Annotated in this window: 14 protein-coding genes; 8 read left to right on the top strand and 6 right to left on the bottom strand. The window is 63.8% G+C overall.

The features are described 5' to 3' along the window. A partial coding sequence (locus tag J2S96_RS18035; protein WP_306866542.1) for an IS256 family transposase occupies positions 1–702 on the top strand: 702 nt, incomplete at its 5' end. Here J2S96_RS18035 and J2S96_RS18030 read toward each other — a convergent pair. From J2S96_RS18030 to J2S96_RS18020, 3 genes are all read right to left on the bottom strand, one after another. Then, complete coding sequence (locus J2S96_RS18030; protein ID WP_306866541.1) at positions 695–3,220, bottom strand: bifunctional YncE family protein/alkaline phosphatase family protein; 2,526 nt, start codon at positions 3,218–3,220, stop codon at positions 695–697. The two genes, J2S96_RS18035 and J2S96_RS18030, sit on opposite strands and share 8 nt — an antisense overlap. A 105-nt stretch (positions 3,221–3,325) precedes the next feature. Next, positions 3,326–3,649, bottom strand: coding sequence for a DUF6221 family protein (locus tag J2S96_RS18025; RefSeq protein ID WP_306866538.1), 324 nt, complete (start codon positions 3,647–3,649; stop codon positions 3,326–3,328). A gap of 47 nt (positions 3,650–3,696) precedes the next feature. Beyond that, positions 3,697–5,034, bottom strand: a complete 1,338-nt coding sequence (locus J2S96_RS18020) for an ammonium transporter (protein WP_370873157.1) — start codon at positions 5,032–5,034, stop codon at positions 3,697–3,699. A 367-nt stretch (positions 5,035–5,401) separates the two neighbouring features. Between J2S96_RS18020 and J2S96_RS18015 the strand changes: the two genes are divergently transcribed. The 3 genes from J2S96_RS18015 to J2S96_RS18005 all read left to right on the top strand — a co-directional run bounded on the left by J2S96_RS18015 (position 5,402) and on the right by J2S96_RS18005 (position 7,540). Beyond that, positions 5,402–6,139 carry a glutamine amidotransferase gene (locus tag J2S96_RS18015; protein ID WP_306866533.1) on the top strand — a complete coding sequence of 246 codons (738 nt, stop codon included), beginning with the start codon at positions 5,402–5,404 and terminating at the stop codon, positions 6,137–6,139. Positions 6,140–6,167: 28 nt separating this feature from the next. Continuing rightward, a complete protein-coding gene (locus tag J2S96_RS18010; protein ID WP_306866530.1) occupies positions 6,168–6,473 on the top strand; it encodes a putative quinol monooxygenase in 306 nt (101 codons plus the stop codon). A gap of 173 nt (positions 6,474–6,646) precedes the next feature. Continuing rightward, complete coding sequence (locus tag J2S96_RS18005; protein WP_306866526.1) at positions 6,647–7,540, top strand: serine hydrolase; 894 nt, start codon at positions 6,647–6,649, stop codon at positions 7,538–7,540. Between the two features lie 258 nt (positions 7,541–7,798). On the opposite strand, the gene J2S96_RS18000 is transcribed toward J2S96_RS18005, so the two are convergent. Beyond that, positions 7,799–8,356, bottom strand: a complete 558-nt coding sequence (locus J2S96_RS18000) for a hypothetical protein (RefSeq protein ID WP_306866523.1) — start codon at positions 8,354–8,356, stop codon at positions 7,799–7,801. 403 nt (positions 8,357–8,759) lie between these two features. Between J2S96_RS18000 and J2S96_RS17995 the strand changes: the two genes are divergently transcribed. Both J2S96_RS17995 and J2S96_RS17990 read left to right on the top strand, forming a co-directional pair. Next, entirely contained in the window at positions 8,760–9,959 is a 1,200-nt protein-coding gene (locus J2S96_RS17995; RefSeq protein WP_306866520.1) for an allantoate amidohydrolase, read from the top strand. Beyond that, positions 9,956–11,326, top strand: a complete 1,371-nt coding sequence (locus J2S96_RS17990) for a formimidoylglutamate deiminase (protein ID WP_306866517.1) — start codon at positions 9,956–9,958, stop codon at positions 11,324–11,326. The genes J2S96_RS17995 and J2S96_RS17990 overlap by 4 nt, the downstream gene beginning before the upstream one ends. A gap of 53 nt (positions 11,327–11,379) precedes the next feature. Here the strand turns inward: J2S96_RS17990 and J2S96_RS17985 are convergent, their stop codons facing one another. Continuing rightward, on the bottom strand, positions 11,380–11,853 hold the full coding sequence (locus J2S96_RS17985; protein ID WP_306866514.1) for a sensor histidine kinase: 474 nt from the start codon (positions 11,851–11,853) through the stop codon (positions 11,380–11,382). Between the two features lie 119 nt (positions 11,854–11,972). Continuing rightward, complete coding sequence (locus J2S96_RS17980; protein WP_306866510.1) at positions 11,973–12,812, bottom strand: alpha/beta fold hydrolase; 840 nt, start codon at positions 12,810–12,812, stop codon at positions 11,973–11,975. A 164-nt stretch (positions 12,813–12,976) separates the two neighbouring features. Here J2S96_RS17980 and J2S96_RS17975 point away from each other — a divergent pair, with 164 nt between their 5' ends. Together J2S96_RS17975 and J2S96_RS17970 are read left to right on the top strand one after the other, a co-directional pair. Further along, a complete protein-coding gene (locus J2S96_RS17975) occupies positions 12,977–14,710 on the top strand; it encodes an ABC transporter ATP-binding protein (RefSeq protein ID WP_306866508.1) in 1,734 nt (577 codons plus the stop codon). Next, complete coding sequence (locus J2S96_RS17970; protein WP_306866504.1) at positions 14,707–16,677, top strand: ABC transporter ATP-binding protein; 1,971 nt, start codon at positions 14,707–14,709, stop codon at positions 16,675–16,677. The genes J2S96_RS17975 and J2S96_RS17970 overlap by 4 nt, the downstream gene beginning before the upstream one ends. Positions 16,678–16,684: the final 7 nt, after the last annotated feature.

Genomic DNA, 16,684 nt, shown 5'->3' with positions numbered 1-16,684 from the left:
GTCAAGGTCCGGGACGGGCAAGTCACGAACCGGCCCGTCTACGTCGCGATCGGCGTCAGCGTCAACGGCGAGCGGGACATCCTCGGGCTATGGGCCGGGGACGGCGGCGAGGGGGCGAAGTTCTGGCTTGCGGTGCTGACGGAAGTAAAGAACCGGGGTGTGGAGGATGTCTGCATCACGGTCTGCGACGGGCTCAAAGGCCTACCCGAGGCCATCAGTACGGTCTGGGAGCGCTCTGTGGTCCAGACGTGCATCGTGCACCTGATCCGGAACACCTTCCGCTACGCGGCCCGGCAGTACTGGGACGAAATGTCCCGGGACCTTCGCCCGGTCTACACCGCACCCTCCGAGGGCGCCGCGAAGGAACGCTTCGTCGAGTTCTGCGCCAAGTGGGGCCGGCAGTACCCGGCGATCACCCGGCTATGGGAGAACGCCTGGAGCGAGTTTGTGCCGTTCCTGGACTACGACGTAGAAATCCGGCGGGTCATCTGCAGCACCAACGCCATCGAATCCGTAAACGCCCGCTACCGGCGCGCAGTCAGAGCCAGAGGTCATTTCCCCACCGAGCAGGCAGCCCTGAAATGCCTCTACCTGGCCACCCGGGCACTAGACCCGACAGGCAAAGGCAGGGCACGATGGGCCACACGATGGAAGCCGGCACTGAACGCATTCGCCATCACCTTCGAAGGAAGAATCAACTAAATGCCAGCACCGGATCCACCGTTAAACGGACACTCCCCTGGCCGCTGGAACCGGTGCTGGAGCCCGATCCCGATCCGATCACGTTGTGCTGGGGTTCGGGCATCTTCGAGCCAGCACCGTTCACTGACTGCCAGATGGACTTGTTGAAAAGCTGCTCATCGATTTTGTCTTCGGTGGCGGTGTCCTGGGTGGCCACCTGGGGGGCCATCGGAGCGTTTGCGCCGTTGACGGTGGTCATGTCGTAGCTGGGCTTGAGTGCCGTGTACGGCGTGTTGTCAGGCTTGGCCGTGAACGACGCGTTCATGGGAGTAGCGAACGCGTCGAACTGGGTCAGCGGGCCGATGCCGGCGATGAGGCCGATGGTGCGCACCATTGAAGCCGTGCTGTAGAAGGTTGAATCCACTTTTCCGGTCTGGGTGTATGGGCTGATGGCCAGCGCCAGAGTGCGGTGCGCGTCCACGTGGTCCGGGCCGTTCTGCGCGTCATCCTCCGTGACGAAGATAGCGGTGTCTTTCCATACGGAGGAATGGGACACGGTGTCCACCAGCTTGCCGAGCGCATAGTCGTTGTCCGCGATATAGGCTTTCGGCGTAGGGGCGCCGGCCCGGGTGGCTTGCGTATGGTCATTCGGCAGCCGGACGAACTGGACCGTTGGCACGGTTCCGGACGTCACGTGGGCCTGGAAGTCCTTGGCCCACTCTTCAATGCGTGGAGTACCGCAACCAGGCTTCAGGGGTGCGAACGATCCGGCCGAATCAGGGCAGTTCAGATCGTAACCGTGGTAGTCGTGGTCGGTCTGGGCATCCAGAACGGGGTCCGCGGCGTTGGACACGCCGGCGTTGTTGGAAACGTAGAAGCCGTAGTTGCGGAAGCTGACGCCAGCCTTGACGAGCCGCTGCCAGACATACGTGTTGTCAGGCTGTTGGGCCGCGATTTCAGGGGCGTTTCCTTCGCTGGGATACGGCGCCTTGCGGCCCGAGTAGTTGGCCGGCCACATTTGCTCTGCGTACGGGTTCGAGTTGGCCGAGGCCACCCAGTTCCAACCGTTGGCGCTGACTTCAGCATCGGCGTAAAAGTTGTCTATAGTGGTGAACTTCTTGGACAGGGCCCGCATGTTCGGCGCTGACTCGTCGCCGAAGAGATTCAGCGAAGCATCACCATTCCCCTTGCCGAGGCTCCCAAGCACCTGGTCGTAGGTGCGGTTTTCCTTGACCACGTAGATCACGTGTTTGATGGGACTCGCTTGGCCGGGTTGGCGCGGGATGATGTTGCCGCCAGCGGTGTCCGGGCGGTTGTTGTTTTTCACCTGCTCGGTAGCCTTCTGCAACTGGCCGCCCTCCGGCACGGTGAAACTGCTCAGCGTGCCGACGATCATCGATCCGCTGTACTGGTTTTCGGCGGCGGGGGCGGAGGACTCGGGATTCGGGTGGCCGGGGCCGTTGTTCGGCCCGGCGCCCAGACCCTTCGCGTTGGTGACGTGCAGGGTCCCGCCGCTGAAGGCCAACGAACTCGGATACCAGCCCACAGGCACCACACCGGCAACCGTGTTGTGGGCAAGATCGACGACGGCGACGTCGTTGTTCCCGGAGTTGCTCACGAAGAGGCGGTGCCCGGCTTCGTCCAGGGCCAGCCCTGTCGGGTTGGTTCCCACCGGTGCGCCCTTTTCGGGCGCGACGCTGACACTCGAACTTGTGCCGGCGGCTGTATCGACAACCGAGACGGTGTCGTCGTCGCCGTTGGCGACGTAAAGCGTGCGGCCGTCCTTCGACAGGACGGACTTGTTGGGGTGGAGACCCACAGCGACAGTGCGGGAAACCTTCGGTTCAGCACCCGTGATGTCCACCGCGGAAAGGTCCGAGGCGCCCTGGTTGGTGACGAACGCCGTCGCGCCGTCCGGGGAAATGGCGACCGAAAGCGGCCGGTGACCCGCCGGCGTCGTCGAGACGGTGCCAGTGGCGAGGTCGACCACGGAGACGGCGTCGGCGAGCTGATCTGCAACAACGAGCCGCTTGCCGTCGGGCGTGATCGCCAATCCGGCCGGGAAGAGGTTCAGTGCCTTGCCCGCGGGCGTCGTGGTGGGAAGCTGGATCGGTGCGCCCTCTGCCAGTTTGCCGCCGGAGTAGCTGTAGCTCCGGATTTTGGAATTTGCCGCGGCGCTTGCGTAAAGCTTGGTTCCGTCCGGGCTCCACGCCAGGCCCATGTAGAGGGATTCAGGGGACTTGTAGGAGATGGTCTGGTCTACCTCGTGGTCTGCGAGATCCACGAGTTGCAGGGATTGGGTACCCTGACCGTTGTTCGTGACGGCGAGCCGCTTACCGTCGGGGGAGATGGCGGAGTTGAGCGGAAGGTCTCCGAGTGAAGTCTGCTGTCCGGTTGGCGTGACGCGCATGCCGATTGAGGTGACTGCAGTTCCGTCGTCGTGGGGGCCGGCGAACGTGGAAACGGCCGCGAACGCAGCGCTGCCGACGAGCACACAAGACAATGTTCCGATGATGACCGGGATTGTTTTGACTTTCATGGTCCCAAAGCTAGGAGGCCTGAGACACGCTGGTCCGACTCACAGGGAACCATCAGCTAAATCATCAGTGAACTGAGGAAGCGGCGGCGCCGGTCAGCCCGCCAGCTACATCCCCGCCAGCCACTCCGGCTCGAAGTCCGGATGTTCCGAGTAGGGCAGCGCGAGGGCATTCAACGATTTCGTGGTCCACTCGATCAATTCCGGGATCCACTGCGGGGTATCCCCAAGCGGGCCCCTGACCATCGTGGTCAGGGCCGTCTGCCGTGCGGATTCCACGATAATGAGCAACTTTCTCTTGGATTCGCATTCCAGGAGCAGGCGTCGCTCGTACCATTTGCCCGCCTCGGAGACCGAAGGGTCGCCGAGGAGTTTCCGCGCCGCAGCCTCGTCCTCATTCAAGCGGTCCGAGAGGAAATCGACGATATCCACAAACTGAGCGTACGCGTCCCGCGCGGCCGCGGAAATGCCCGCCTCCGCTAAGCGGGGTCGGCTTGCTTCTCGCGCTGGAGCTCGACGGCGGCAGCGGCCACGGGGATGTCGACGTGCGGGAGGGCGTTGAAGTGGCTCCGGGACATGCTCCCGAACTCGTAGGCGGTCTCTGCATGCTCTGACAGGTCCACGCCAGCGAGCTCCGCCTCGTGGCTGACGCGGAATCCAACCGTCTTGTGGATGGCAAGGGCAATTATTGCCGTCATGATTCCGGACACTGCGAGGGTGACGAGAATGGCCACGATCTGCGCCACGAGTTGCTGGAGTCCGCCGCCGTAGAACAAGCCTCCACCTTTGCCATTGACAGGGAGTGCAATGAGTCCGAGCGCCAAGGTGCCAACAAGTCCGCCACCCAGGTGGACGCCCACGACGTCGAGGGAGTCATCGAAGCCGAACTTGTGTTTCAGGTCGACAAACACGGCACAGGCGGCGCCCGCCACCAGGCCCAGGCCGAGGGCTGCGGCGGGAGCCACGTTGGCACAGGCGGGAGTAATAGCCACGAGGCCGGCAACGACGCCGGACGCGGCGCCCAAGGATGTGGGGTGACCGTGCCGGATCTTCTCTGTGACCAGCCAGCTGAGCATGGCTCCGGCCGGCGCAACGAGGGTGTTGACCCAGATCAAGCCGGCCTGCGCCGCCGTCGTGGCCGCGCCGGCATTAAAACCGAACCAGCCGAACCACAGCAGGCCGGCGCCAAGCATGATGAAGGGGAGGTTGTGCGGGCGGTGGTTGGGGTCTTTTCCAAAGCCGTGGCGCTTGCCCAGAATCAGTGCCAGGACAAACGCGGCAGCGCCGGAGCTGATTTCCACCACGGTGCCGCCTGCGAAGTCAATCACCTGGCCGAAGACTGAACTGATGGCCCCGCCGGGGCTCAGGAGGCCGCCACCCCAGACCATGAAGGCCAAGGGGCAATACACCAGGGTGATCCAGATGGGGACGAAGATGACCCAGGACGTGAATTTGGCGCGGTCGGCGATGGCGCCGCTGATCAGGGCGACGGTGACCATGGCGAAGGTAGCGCTGAAGCCGAGCTTCATGAGATCGGTGGAACCGACGAGGTCCGCTGATCCGAAGCTGCTGAAAGGATTGCCGAAGATCCCCAGGACACTCTTGCCGCTGATCATCGAGTAGCCCCACAGGATCCACACGGCGCCTACGATGCCCGCGGAGATGAAGCTCATCATGATCATGTTGAGGGAGGCCTTGGCCCGGGTCATGCCACTGTAGAAGAGGCCGAGTGCCGGAGTCATGAGCAGTGCAAGTGCCGCCGACACCATCACCCAAACGTTTTCCGCAGTGATATCCACGTGCGTTTCCCTTCTCATCGGAATGCTGTACGAGGGCCGCCGTAACCTGGCCCCGTTCTTCCCATGCCCAATATTTCCGGTCCCGTGTTTCGAGCAATGCGAGGAAAAATTGCGGGGACGTTACAGAACTGGGCTTGGCGTGAAGAACGCGTGTCGGGCATGTTTCGGGAATGTTAACGCCATCTCCGCGCGGGCAAGGGAACGCCCGGAGCGGGTATCAACGATCCCAATGATTCCGCGGAATCCAGGGCCGAAGGAGGTGAAAGCGTTCCGCCCTGCCTGAAACCGGGATATTTCCCCCACGTGAACGGCGATTCACCGGGCCCGACGGCGTTGTTTTGGCCGAACGCTGGCGCGACGCGGCCGCCGCGTGCACACTTAGGCTGTGAAGCCGTTTCTCCTGCTCGCATCTCGTGCCGAAGACGCCGCTGCCGAGGAAGAGTACCAGGCGTATCTCCGTTTTGGAGGGCTCGCTCCGGAGCAGCTACAACGCATCCGGATGGAAGCGGCGCCCCTCCCGCAGCTTGATCTCTCCGGCTATTCGGGCGTGATTGTGGGTGGCAGCCCTTTCACGTCGAGCGACCCACCAGAGCACAAGAGCACGGTCCAGAAACGGGTGGAGAAAGAACTCGCACAGCTGCTGGACAGGATTGTTGCCGCCGATTTCCCCTTTCTCGGTGCCTGCTATGGGGTCGGGACACTGGGGCTTCACCAGGGAGCTGTGATCGACCGGACCTATGGTGAAGGACTCGGCGCCGTAACCATCAAACTCACGGCGGAGGGCCTCCAGGACCCGCTCCTTGAGGGCATGAGCGAGCGCTTTGTCGCTTTCACGGGACATAAGGAAGCGTGCACAGTCCTGCCGGGAAATGCGGTGCTGCTCGCCGGGTCGGCCGCCTGCCCCGTGCAGATGTTCCGTATCAAGCGGAACCTTTACGCAACGCAATTCCATCCGGAGCTCGACGCGGAGGGACTCGTCACGCGGATCGACACTTACCGCCACGCTGGATACTTCCCGCCAGAGGCTGCTGAACAGCTGATGGCCGACGCCCGGAAGGTCACGGCGACCGAACCGATGAAGATCCTTGGCAACTTCGTCCGCCGATACTCGGTTTCGCAATAACGTCCGAGGAATGAATAACAATGGGCGTATGACCTTTGCGAACGTGGGAAGTCTCGGCACGAAACCTGGCCAACGGGACGCCGTCGTCTCCATCCTGCTCACACCGAAACCGGAGCTCCGGAGCGCAGGCTGCCTGCTCTACGAGGTGGGCGTCAACGAAGAATCGCCGGACACGGTGTTTGTCTGTGAACTATGGGAATCGGCGGAAGCCCACCAAGGATCGCTGCAACTGGACAGCGTCCGGGCTGCCATAGCCGAGGCAATGCCACTGCTGTCCGGAGAGATGGGCGGCACGCGGTTCACAGTATTGGGCTCACCGATCCGCGACGCCTGATATTCATCCAGGCGACACGCGGCTGACGGACAGCATTTTCATAGCTCACACATAGCTGAGGTGGCTACGGTTGCCTCATTATGGAAGAGCAAGAGCCCCGTCGTCCCGGCCAAAGGTCCGGCCGCAAAAGAAATCGGTGGAAACACTGGAGTCCCCGTCGGCGTCGATCGGCCTTGCTGACAGCCTGCTCGGCCGTTCTGGCACTGACCCTGACAGCCACGGTCTACTCGGCCGCGCACGCGCGTTCCGCCTCCGATTTCGTCACGGCCCCGACGGCTCCCGCGGATGAACCAGCGGCTGCGGCAGCCCCGACGAGGGCGGCAGCGGCTCCCGCTCCCACCCCGGTGGCCCCCGCACCGGCCCAGACAGCGGCAGGAACTGTCACGCCCCCGCTTGATGCACAAATCAACGCGATCATCGACGCGAACAGTGGGTACCAGATCGGCGTGGCGCTGATTGATCTTTCTAATGGTTCGACGCACCAATACGGCGTCCAAGAGCCGTTCGAGGCAGCAAGTACAGCCAAGGTCCTGTCGGCCATTGCCTACTACCACCTCGTCGAAACAGGTGCGGCGTCCCTTGACGATCCTTTGGGGGACTACACCTCCGGGTTCCAAATCAAGGAAATGATCCAGGACAGCGACAACGATTCCTGGTCCTTGATCATGGACACGATAGGCCACCCGGAGTTGCAGGCCTACGCCACGTCAATCGGGATCAGCTATGACCCGGAGAACAACACCCTGACACCTGCCGAGATGGCGAGCATCATGGGCGGCCTGTATGGCGGAAAGCTCCTGAACCAGCAGGACACGGCTCAACTGTTGTCCTACATGACGAACACGAACTACGAATCGCTGATCCCTGCCGCGGTACCGGCGGGAATCACCGTTTTCCACAAGTACGGATTGCTCGACGACGAACTCCACGACGCCAGCATCCTCACCAATGGGACCAGCTCATTCGCGTTCGTGGTTTACACCAAGGGCCAGGACGAGAGCGATATCCCCGCCCGCACCGACATCTTCCACCAGCTCACCCAAGCCGTAGTGAACAGCCTTTTCTAAAGCGACATCGGCCCACCGTCAGTACAACGACGCCGGCCGTGCAGTCAGACTGACTGTACGGCCGGCGTCGTTGTTCCCTTATGGCGCTGAGCGCCTGTCGCGATGCTCGATTATTCCTATATTCCTCCTTTGCTCATGGGGTCGGGCCAATTTCCTATCATTCGGTTACGGTCCTGCATGGTCTTCTCCTGACTGAGACGTGTCCTGCGCGGTGCGGCGCAGTTGGCCGTGCCTGCCAAAAGGGCAGGGGCAGCTTGGTCAGTCGGGAGATGAACCAGGATCGAATGCGGGTGCGGCTGAGGGGATTTGCCGCCCATCGGGGATGGGACCGTGGCGGGGCGGCGGAGCCAGCGCACGTTGTTCCGGCAGGTCGGCCTCGCCATGGGAGGAACCGCCCGGCGGCCCCGAGTCGGATCCGGCGTCATGCGGCGAGCCCAACGCAGTCGCGGGCGTGTCAGGCGGAGGCCCGGTGGGAACCGGCGACAAGTCCGCCGTCGTTACTAGAGCGGCAGGAGCGAAGACAACACCCTTCGCTTCGAATCCGGAAGTCCTGGTGCCCGCCCGTGCCCCGGCCTGGTCGGCGAGTGGAGAGGCGTTCGTACGGACAATTGTCGAGGGGTCAGTGAGCGCCGGGCCGGATTCAGCATGCAAGGGAGCGGCGGCGACAGCCGGAACGCCCGGATCTTGATGCTGCGGTATTGCGGGCACCTGCGGCAATTCCGTTACGGGAGGACGCTCCGGCAGCGCCGCGAGTTCCTTGACCGTGCGGCCCACCACGCCCTGCACGCTGCGGACGACTCCAATCACGGGTGTCACGGCGTGGTCTGTTAGCTGCCCAACCACGGTTCCAGGAGCCGTGGCCAATCGACTTGGGCTTGGAACCCCTGAGGGGACTTGGTTGACGAGCCGTCCGATGGGATCGGTGGGATGAGCCGGAGGCAGGGAAACCGAAGGGAGCGGAACAGCCGGGATCGTGGGCACCACGTCTGTTGCTTGCGAAGGACCGGCAAGCCACAGCAACCATGCCGACGCGCCGAAACCGGCGAAAAGCAGGGGTCGCAACAAATAGATGCCACAGCGCCCCAGAGACCTGGCCAAACACTCCACCTCCCCAGTGCGGTGTTTGACATTAACGTACGCCGGTCGTCGTCCGAGGTCTATAGTTCGCGGTGGCATCTGGTTTTTATTTGGTGGCAGACTTCATCAATCGGAGGAACACGTGGAAACCGTCAATCGGCTCCTTGACTCGATCAAGGACGTGGGCCGCGATGCGGTACGCGGGGGATACTCCAGGGCCGTCTATACGACGCCGGAACTCGACCTCAGGCAGTGGTTCATCGAACAAGCCCAACAGCGCGGCCTCGACGTCGAGGCCGACCGCAACGGCATTACCTGGGCCTGGTGGGGAAAGCCCCGGGACGGCGCCCTTGTCACGGGCAGCCACCTCGATTCCGTTCCCGGTGGCGGGGCCTTCGACGGCCCGCTCGGTGTCGCGTCGGCGCTGGCCGCCGTCGACCTTCTCAAGTCCCGCGGCGTTGAGCCGCGCCGCTCCCTGGCCGTGACGGTCTTCCCGGAAGAAGAAGGTTCCCGCTTTGGCGTGGCCTGCCTGGGATCGCGGCTCCTCACCGGTGCCATCGACGTCGACAAAGCCAGGAACCTGCGCGACGCCGACGGCAACACCTTCGCCGATGTCGCCCAGGCCAACGGCCTCGATCCCAGGCATGTCGGCCCCGATACCGCCGCCCTGGCGCGGATCGGCGACTTCGTGGAACTCCATGTCGAGCAGGGCAGGGGACTGGGAGATCAAGGCCCGGCCATCGCCGTCGGAAGTTCCATCCTGGGCCACGGCCGCTGGAAGCTGAGCGTCGGCGGCCAAGGCAACCACGCCGGGACCACGCTCATGGCCGACCGTGCCGATCCCATGGTCGCGGCCGCGCAGATCGTCGTTGCCGTGCGTGACACCGCGGCGAAGCAGCCGGACGCGCGGGCCACGGTGGGGCGTTTGACCCCGGTTCCCGGCGGGACCAACGTGATCGCCTCGCGCGTGGATCTTTGGCTTGACGCCCGGCATCCCGACGACGCCGTGACGGCCCAACTGATTGAAGCGATCTACGGCGCGGCCCGCGAAATCGCAGCTGGCGAGGGATGCACCGTCAGCCTCACCGAGGAGTCCTACAGCAACACCGTGCACTTCGATCCCGCCCTTAGCCGACGCATCGGCGAGCTCCTGCCGGGCGCGCCGGTGCTGGCAACCGGCGCAGGGCACGACGCCGGAGTCCTTGCTGGACATGTCCCTTCGGCGATGCTTTTCGTCCGCAACCCCAGCGGAATCTCGCACTCCCCGGAAGAATACGTGGCCGACGAGGACGCCTCGGCCGGCGCAGTGGCCCTCGCCGACGTTTTGGAGGGACTCCTGTGAGCGGGTTCTGGTGCGAGGCGGCGCTGATTGAGGCCGACGGCGATCTCACGGGCAGCGCCGGGGCACGCCGCCCTGAGGTGGCCGCCGGCGTGCGGCTGGAAGTGCATGAAGGCCGCATCTCCGGATTCGCCACAGGAGTCCGGGCCGAAACCGGTGACCAGATACTGAACGGCGTCGTCTTCCCGGCCGCGGCCAACGCCCATTCGCACGCTTTTCACCGGATCCTGCGCGGCCGGACACACGACGGCCGCGGTGACTTTTGGCTGTGGCGGGAACAGATGTACAGGAGCGCCGCCGAGCTGACTCCGGAGAAGTACGAGAAGCTCGCCGCCGCGGTCTTCACCGAAATGGTGGTATCCGGTTTCAGCAGCGTGGCCGAGTTCCATTACGTCCACCACCAGCCGGGCGGGACCCCTTACCCGGAGCCGCACGCGATGGAACTTGCCTTGGCCCGGGCGGCCGTTGCTTCCGGGATCCGCCTCACCTTGCTGGATACCCTCTACCTCGCGGGAGGCATCGGGACACCGCTCAGCCCGGAACAGGCACGGTTCGGCGACGCCGATGCCGAAGCCTGGCTGGACCGGCTCGCGTCGTTGCGGGCCGAGGTAGCGCGGAGCTTTCCGCCGGAATTGGTCGGTGTGGGGGCTGCCCTGCATTCCGTCCGGGGCGTACCCGAAGAGGCGCTCAAGACCGTGGCCGCGAAACTGCCGGCCGATATCCCCCTCCACATCCATTTGAGCGAGCAGCCCGCCGAGAACCAAGCTTGCCTCGAAGCCTACGGCGTCACCCCGGCCGCACTGCTGGCCCGCAATGGCCTCCTGTCCGGCCGGCTCTCCGCCGTGCACGCGACCCACCTGACGCCGGAAGATATCCGGCTGCTGGGCGACGCGGGCGCTACGGTGGTGATGTGTCCGACCACCGAAGCCGATCTGGCCGACGGGATCGGCCCGGCCCGTGCATTGTCCGACGCCGGCTCGGCCATCGCGCTGGGCACGGACCAACATGCCGTCATTGATCCTTGGGTTGAAATGCGCACCTTGGAGCATGGAGAACGCCTCGGTTCCGGTCAGCGGGGCCGGTTCTCGCCGCAGGAACTGTTCCACGCAGCCACCATCGGCGCAACTGCTTCCATGGCCACGCCCATCGCGTCGGCACTTGAGGTAGGCGCAGTGTGCGACCTGATGGCGGTGGCACCGGACTCGGTCCGGACTGCCGGTTCCATCCCTAGGCAGTTCGCCTTCAGCGCGACCGCTAGCGACGTCACCGACGTCGTGATTGCGGGGGAGCTGGTCGCTTCGAACGGGGCCCATGTGCGGCTCGGAACGCCGGGGAGCCTCATCACGGAGGCGTTGAAGGATTTCTCCTAGTATTTCGGCGGGGCTTGCCCGGGCCGCCTGCCGCCGTCGAGCGTCGACGCCGATCAGTCGAGCGGCAGCGTGACCGTCACACAGGTGCCGTTGCCGGGCGTCGACACAACCGAGACTTCGCCGCCCACTTCGCTGACGGCGATGGACATGAGCCGGAGGCCGAAGCCGTGGTGTCCGCCTGCCGGCAGGGCGCAGCTGTCGAAACCGGCGCCGTTGTCCGTGATTGTCAGCCGGATGCCGTGGTAGACGGCAGCGAGCCGGACCGTCACGTCGTGGGCGTGCGCGTACTTGAACGCGTTGCTGAGCACTTCCTTGGCTGCGTGGTAGAGCAAGGTGGCGGAGCCAGCCGAGATTTCAACGCCATGATGCGGCGTCTCCCAGTGGATTTCGGTTCCTTCGCGGCGAAGCGGTTCGGCCAAGCGGTCAATGCAGCCGGCGAGCCCCAGGGCGTGGAAGTCAACGGGTTGCCGATCGGTGATCACGCCGTTGATGGCGGTAACTTCATCCCGGGCTGTTGTTGTCTTCATGGCTGGTCCTGCTCCCCTTGCAGCTTTGGTGCTTTCGCCGGCGAATGGGTTCCGCCTGTGCTTGCATTAAGACTGGACCAGGGGCGTTAAGGTTCCCGCGATATTCAGTTAGTTTCGCCCTAATTTTTCGTTAGGAAGTCCAGCAGAGCCTCATTGATCTCGTCGCCATGGGTCCAGAGCATGCCGTGCGGGGCGCCGTCGATCTCGACGTATTTGGCACTGGGCAGCGCTTCGGCGAACCTCCTGCCGGTGGCGTCGATGGGGAGGATGTGGTCCTCGGTACCGTGGACGATCAAGGCGGGAACGTCGATCTTCGGAATGTCGGCGCGGAAGTCGGTGAGCCACGTTGGCTGGGCGGCCACCGAGGCGTGGGCACCCGACTGGGCAGCCGTGTTCCAGCTGGCCCGCACGGATTCCTCACTCAGGCGAGGCGTCCCGAGGAAGGCGTCGCTGTTGTAGAAGTTCTTGAAGAACTCGGTGAAGAAGGCGTATCGGTCTGCAGTGACGGCTTCGGTAAGGCCGTCGAATACGGATTGCGGGACGCCGTCCGGGTTGTCGTCAGTTTGCAGGAGGAACGGTTCCAAGGACCCCAGGAACACGGCCTTCGCTACCCGCGCCGAGCCGTAGTTGCTGATGTAGCGGGCCACCTCACCGGTGCCCATCGAGAAACCCACCAGCACGGCGTCGCTGACGTCGATCGTGTCCAGCAGCGTATTCAGGTCCGCGGCGAAGGTGTCGTAGTCGTAACCGACGGTTGGCTTGCTGGACTTGCCGAAGCCGCGGCGATCGTAGGTGATCACGCGATAGCCGGCGTTGAGCAGTGCTGTGGTCTGCTTCTCCCAGGACGAACCATCCAGGGGGTAGCCGTGGATAAGGACCACTGCCTGGCCGGTCCCGTGGTCCTCGTAGTAAATCTCGATCTCGGTGCTGTTTTCATTTCCGACGGTGATGTAAGCCAAGACTACGGTCCTTTCCTAGCGGATCTTGCCGAGCGTTTCCAGCCTACTGTCCGGGTGCGGCCGTGGCACGCTCTCCGCCACCTTTCGCCCTGAGGAGAAGCCCTAGTTGCCCCCGGCAACCAGTCGTAGACTGGCCTTCGAATCACTACGTGGGTTGGAGAACGATGCTCTGGAAACTTCTGGTTCAGTATCTGCGGCCACATCGGCGGCTGCTGGTCGCCGTCGTCATTTTCCAGCTGGCGCAGTCCATAGCGTCGCTTTACTTGCCCACACTGAATGCCGACATTATCGACGAGGGCGTGGCCAAGGGGGATACCGGGTACATCCTGGGCACCGGCAGCCTCATGTTGCTCATCACGCTCCTGCAGATCGCGTGTTCTATCACGGCCGTGTATTTCGGCGCGAAAGCCGCCATGGGGTTGGGGCGGGACCTGCGCGGCGCCATCTTCACCAGGGTGGGGGAGTTCTCCGAGCAAGAGGTCACCCGCTTCGGTGCGCCGTCACTGATCACGCGGTCAACCAACGACGTGCAACAGGTGCAGCAGCTCGTCCTGATGTCCTGCACCCTCATGGTTGCGGCGCCCATGCTCAGCATCGGCGGGGTAATCATGGCCGTCAGGCAGGATGCCCAGTTGTCCTGGCTGATTGCCGTGAGCGTCCCCGTATTGCTCGTCGCGGTCGGTCTCATCGTGAGCCGGATGGTGCCGCTGTTCCGCAAGATGCAGGTCCGGATCGACACCGTGAACCGCGTGCTCCGCGAACAGCTGGCCGGCATCCGCGTGGTGCGCGCGTTCGTGCGCGAGGACATGGAGACAGAACGCTTCGCTTCGGCCAACCAGGACGTCACGGAAATGGCCCTGCGCGCCGGGCGGCTCATGGCCCTCATGTTCCCCGTCGTGATGTTGGTGCTCAATGTTTCCAGCGTCGCCGTGATCTGGTTCGGATCGTTCCGGATCGACGACGGGTCCATGCAGGTAGGCACATTGATCGCCTTCCTGAGCTACCTCATGCAGATCCTGATGTCCGTCATGATGGCCACGTTCATGGCCGTCATGATCCCGCGCGCTGCTGTTTCCGCGGACCGCATTGGACAAGTGCTTGAGACCGAATCCAGCGTGCGGCCTCCTGAGAACCCTGTGACGGAAACAGCCGGCCGAGGCGAACTGGAATTGCTCGACGTCGGATTCGCCTACCCGGGTGCCGAGCAGCCTGTCCTGAGCGGCATCAGCTTCCGGGCACGCGCAGGCCAGACGACGGCCATCATCGGCAGCACGGGGGCAGGCAAGACCACCCTGGTGAACTTGCTGCCGAGGCTCTTCGACGCGAGCAGCGGCTCGGTGCGGATCGACGACGTCGACGTCCGCGAACTGCACCCGGACCTCTTATGGGGGCACATCGGACTGGTCCCGCAAAAGCCCTACCTGTTCTCCGGCACGGTTCGCAGCAACCTCCTCTACGGCAAGCCCGATGCCACCGAGGAAGAACTCTGGCGGGCGCTCTCCATTGCGCAGGCCCAGGACTTCGTCGAGGAAATGGAGGGCGGGCTTGACGCTCCGATCTCCCAAGGCGGCACCAACGTTTCCGGCGGACAGCGGCAACGCCTCGCGATCGCCCGGGCCCTCGTAAAGCAACCCGAGCTCTACATCTTCGACGATTCCTTCTCCTCCTTGGACACCGCCACGGACGCCCGGCTCCGCCAGGCGCTCAAGCGCCACACATCCGGCGCCACCATGGTCATCATTGCGCAGCGGGTATCCAGCATCTCTGACGCCGAGCAGATCCTGGTGCTCGACGACGGGCGGCTGGTGGGGCGCGGAACCCACGAGGAGTTGTTGGAGACTTCAGAAACGTACCGGGAGATAGTTTCCTCGCAACTGGCAGCGGAGGAGGCGGCATGAGCAGCGCACCCAGCACCGCGAACCGTCCGCCGCGCCCGCCGATGGGCCCCGGCCGCGGCGGACCCTTCGCTGGAATGAGCGTTCCGGCCGAGAAGGCCATGAACTTCCTGCCGTCGGCCAAGCGGCTCCTGGGGACACTGCGGCCGGAGCGTTTGTGGCTGGTTTTGGTGCTTGTCCTCGCCGTCGGAAGCGTGACCCTGTCGGTGATCGGCCCGCGGCTGCTCGGCGAGGGAACCAACCTGATCTTCGCCGGGGTGGTGTCCAAGCAACTTCCCGCCGGGGTGAGCAAGGAACAGGTCATCGAGGGACTGCGTGCTTCCGGGCAGGGCTCCAAGGCGGACATGCTGAAGGGCATGGACCTGACTCCCGGCGTCGGGATCGACTTCGGGGCGTTGTCCTCGATACTGCTGTGGGTGCTGGTCTTGTATGTCCTGGCCTCAGCGTTCGGCTGGATTCAGGCCTACGTGCTCAACGGCGTCGTGCAACGGACTGTGTACCGGCTACGTGAGCAGATCGAAGCGAAGATCAACCGGCTGCCCTTGCGCTACTTCGATTCGGTCCAGCGCGGCGAGCTCCTCAGCCGCGTGACCAACGACGTCGATAACATTTCGCAAAGTCTCCAACAGTCCATCAGCCAGGCGGTGACCTCACTGCTCACGGTGGCGGGCGTCATCTTCATGATGTTCCTGCTCTCGCCGGTTTTGGCAGTTATCACCTTGGTCACGGTGCCGTTGACGCTGGTGACCACCGTGCTCATTGCCAAGCGCTCCCAGAAGCTGTTCGTGGCCCAGTGGAAGAACACCGGTGAGCTGAACGGGCAGATCGAAGAAACCTACACCGGCCATGCTCTCGTGAAGGTGTTCGGCCGCCAGCGCGAAGTGGAGGAGAAGTTCCGCGAGAAAAACGCAGAGCTGTTCTCGGCTAGCTTCGGCGCCCAGTTCATCAGCGGCTTGATCATGCCGGCACTGACATTCATCGGCAACCTCGTCTATGTCGGGATCGCCGTGGTGGGCGGCCTTCAAGTAGCTTCGGGCGCCATGCAGCTGGGCGATGTCCAAGCATTCATCCAGTACTCACGGCAGTTCACGCAGCCCCTGGCCCAGCTCGGTTCGATGGCCAATCTGCTCCAGTCCGGCGTGGCATCCGCAGAGCGTGTGTTCGCATTGCTCGACACCGAGGAGCAGGGCGCGGATCCCGAGCCTTCGGCCGTTCCCGAATTGACGCGCGGGCGCTTGGTGTTCGAGAACATCTCCTTCTCCTATTCGGAAGACAAGCCGCTGATCCAGGATCTGAGCCTGGTGGCCGAGCCCGGCCAGTCCGTGGCGATCGTCGGGCCCACGGGAGCAGGCAAGACCACGCTGGTGAACCTGATGATGCGCTTCTACGAGCTCGACGGCGGGCGGATAACGCTCGACGGCGTCGATGTCGCCTCGATGTCCCGTTACGAGCTCCGTTCACGGATGGGCATGGTGCTTCAGGACACGTGGCTGTTCGGCGGCACCATCCGTGACAACATCGCCTACGGACGGCCCGATGCTACCGAAGCGGAGATTCTGGAGGCCGCCCAAGCAACGTATGTTGACCGCTTCGTGCACTCGCTCCCTGAGGGCTATGACACCGTGCTCGACGACGAAGGCAGCAACATTTCCGCCGGTGAGAAGCAGTTGCTCACCATTGCCAGGGCGTTCCTGGCCCGTCCGTCGGTCTTGATTCTGGACGAGGCGACGAGTTCCGTGGACACCCGGACCGAGGTTCTGGTTCAGAAGGCGATGAGTGCCCTGCGTTCCGACCGGACGAGCTTTGTCATCGCGCACCGCCTGTCCACGATCCGCGACGCAGACCTCATCCTGGTGATGGAGTCCGGGCAGATCGTGGAGCAAGGCACGCATGCGGAACTGCTGGCCGCTGGGGGAGCCTACTCAAGGCTGTACGAAGCGCAGTTCGCGGCGCCGGTGGCGGAGGTCTGAGGATATC

The organism is Arthrobacter bambusae, from assembly GCF_030812595.1.
Taxonomy (GTDB): Bacteria; Actinomycetota; Actinomycetes; order Actinomycetales; family Micrococcaceae; genus Arthrobacter; species Arthrobacter bambusae_B.
This window is presented reverse-complemented; position numbering and strand designations above follow the sequence as displayed.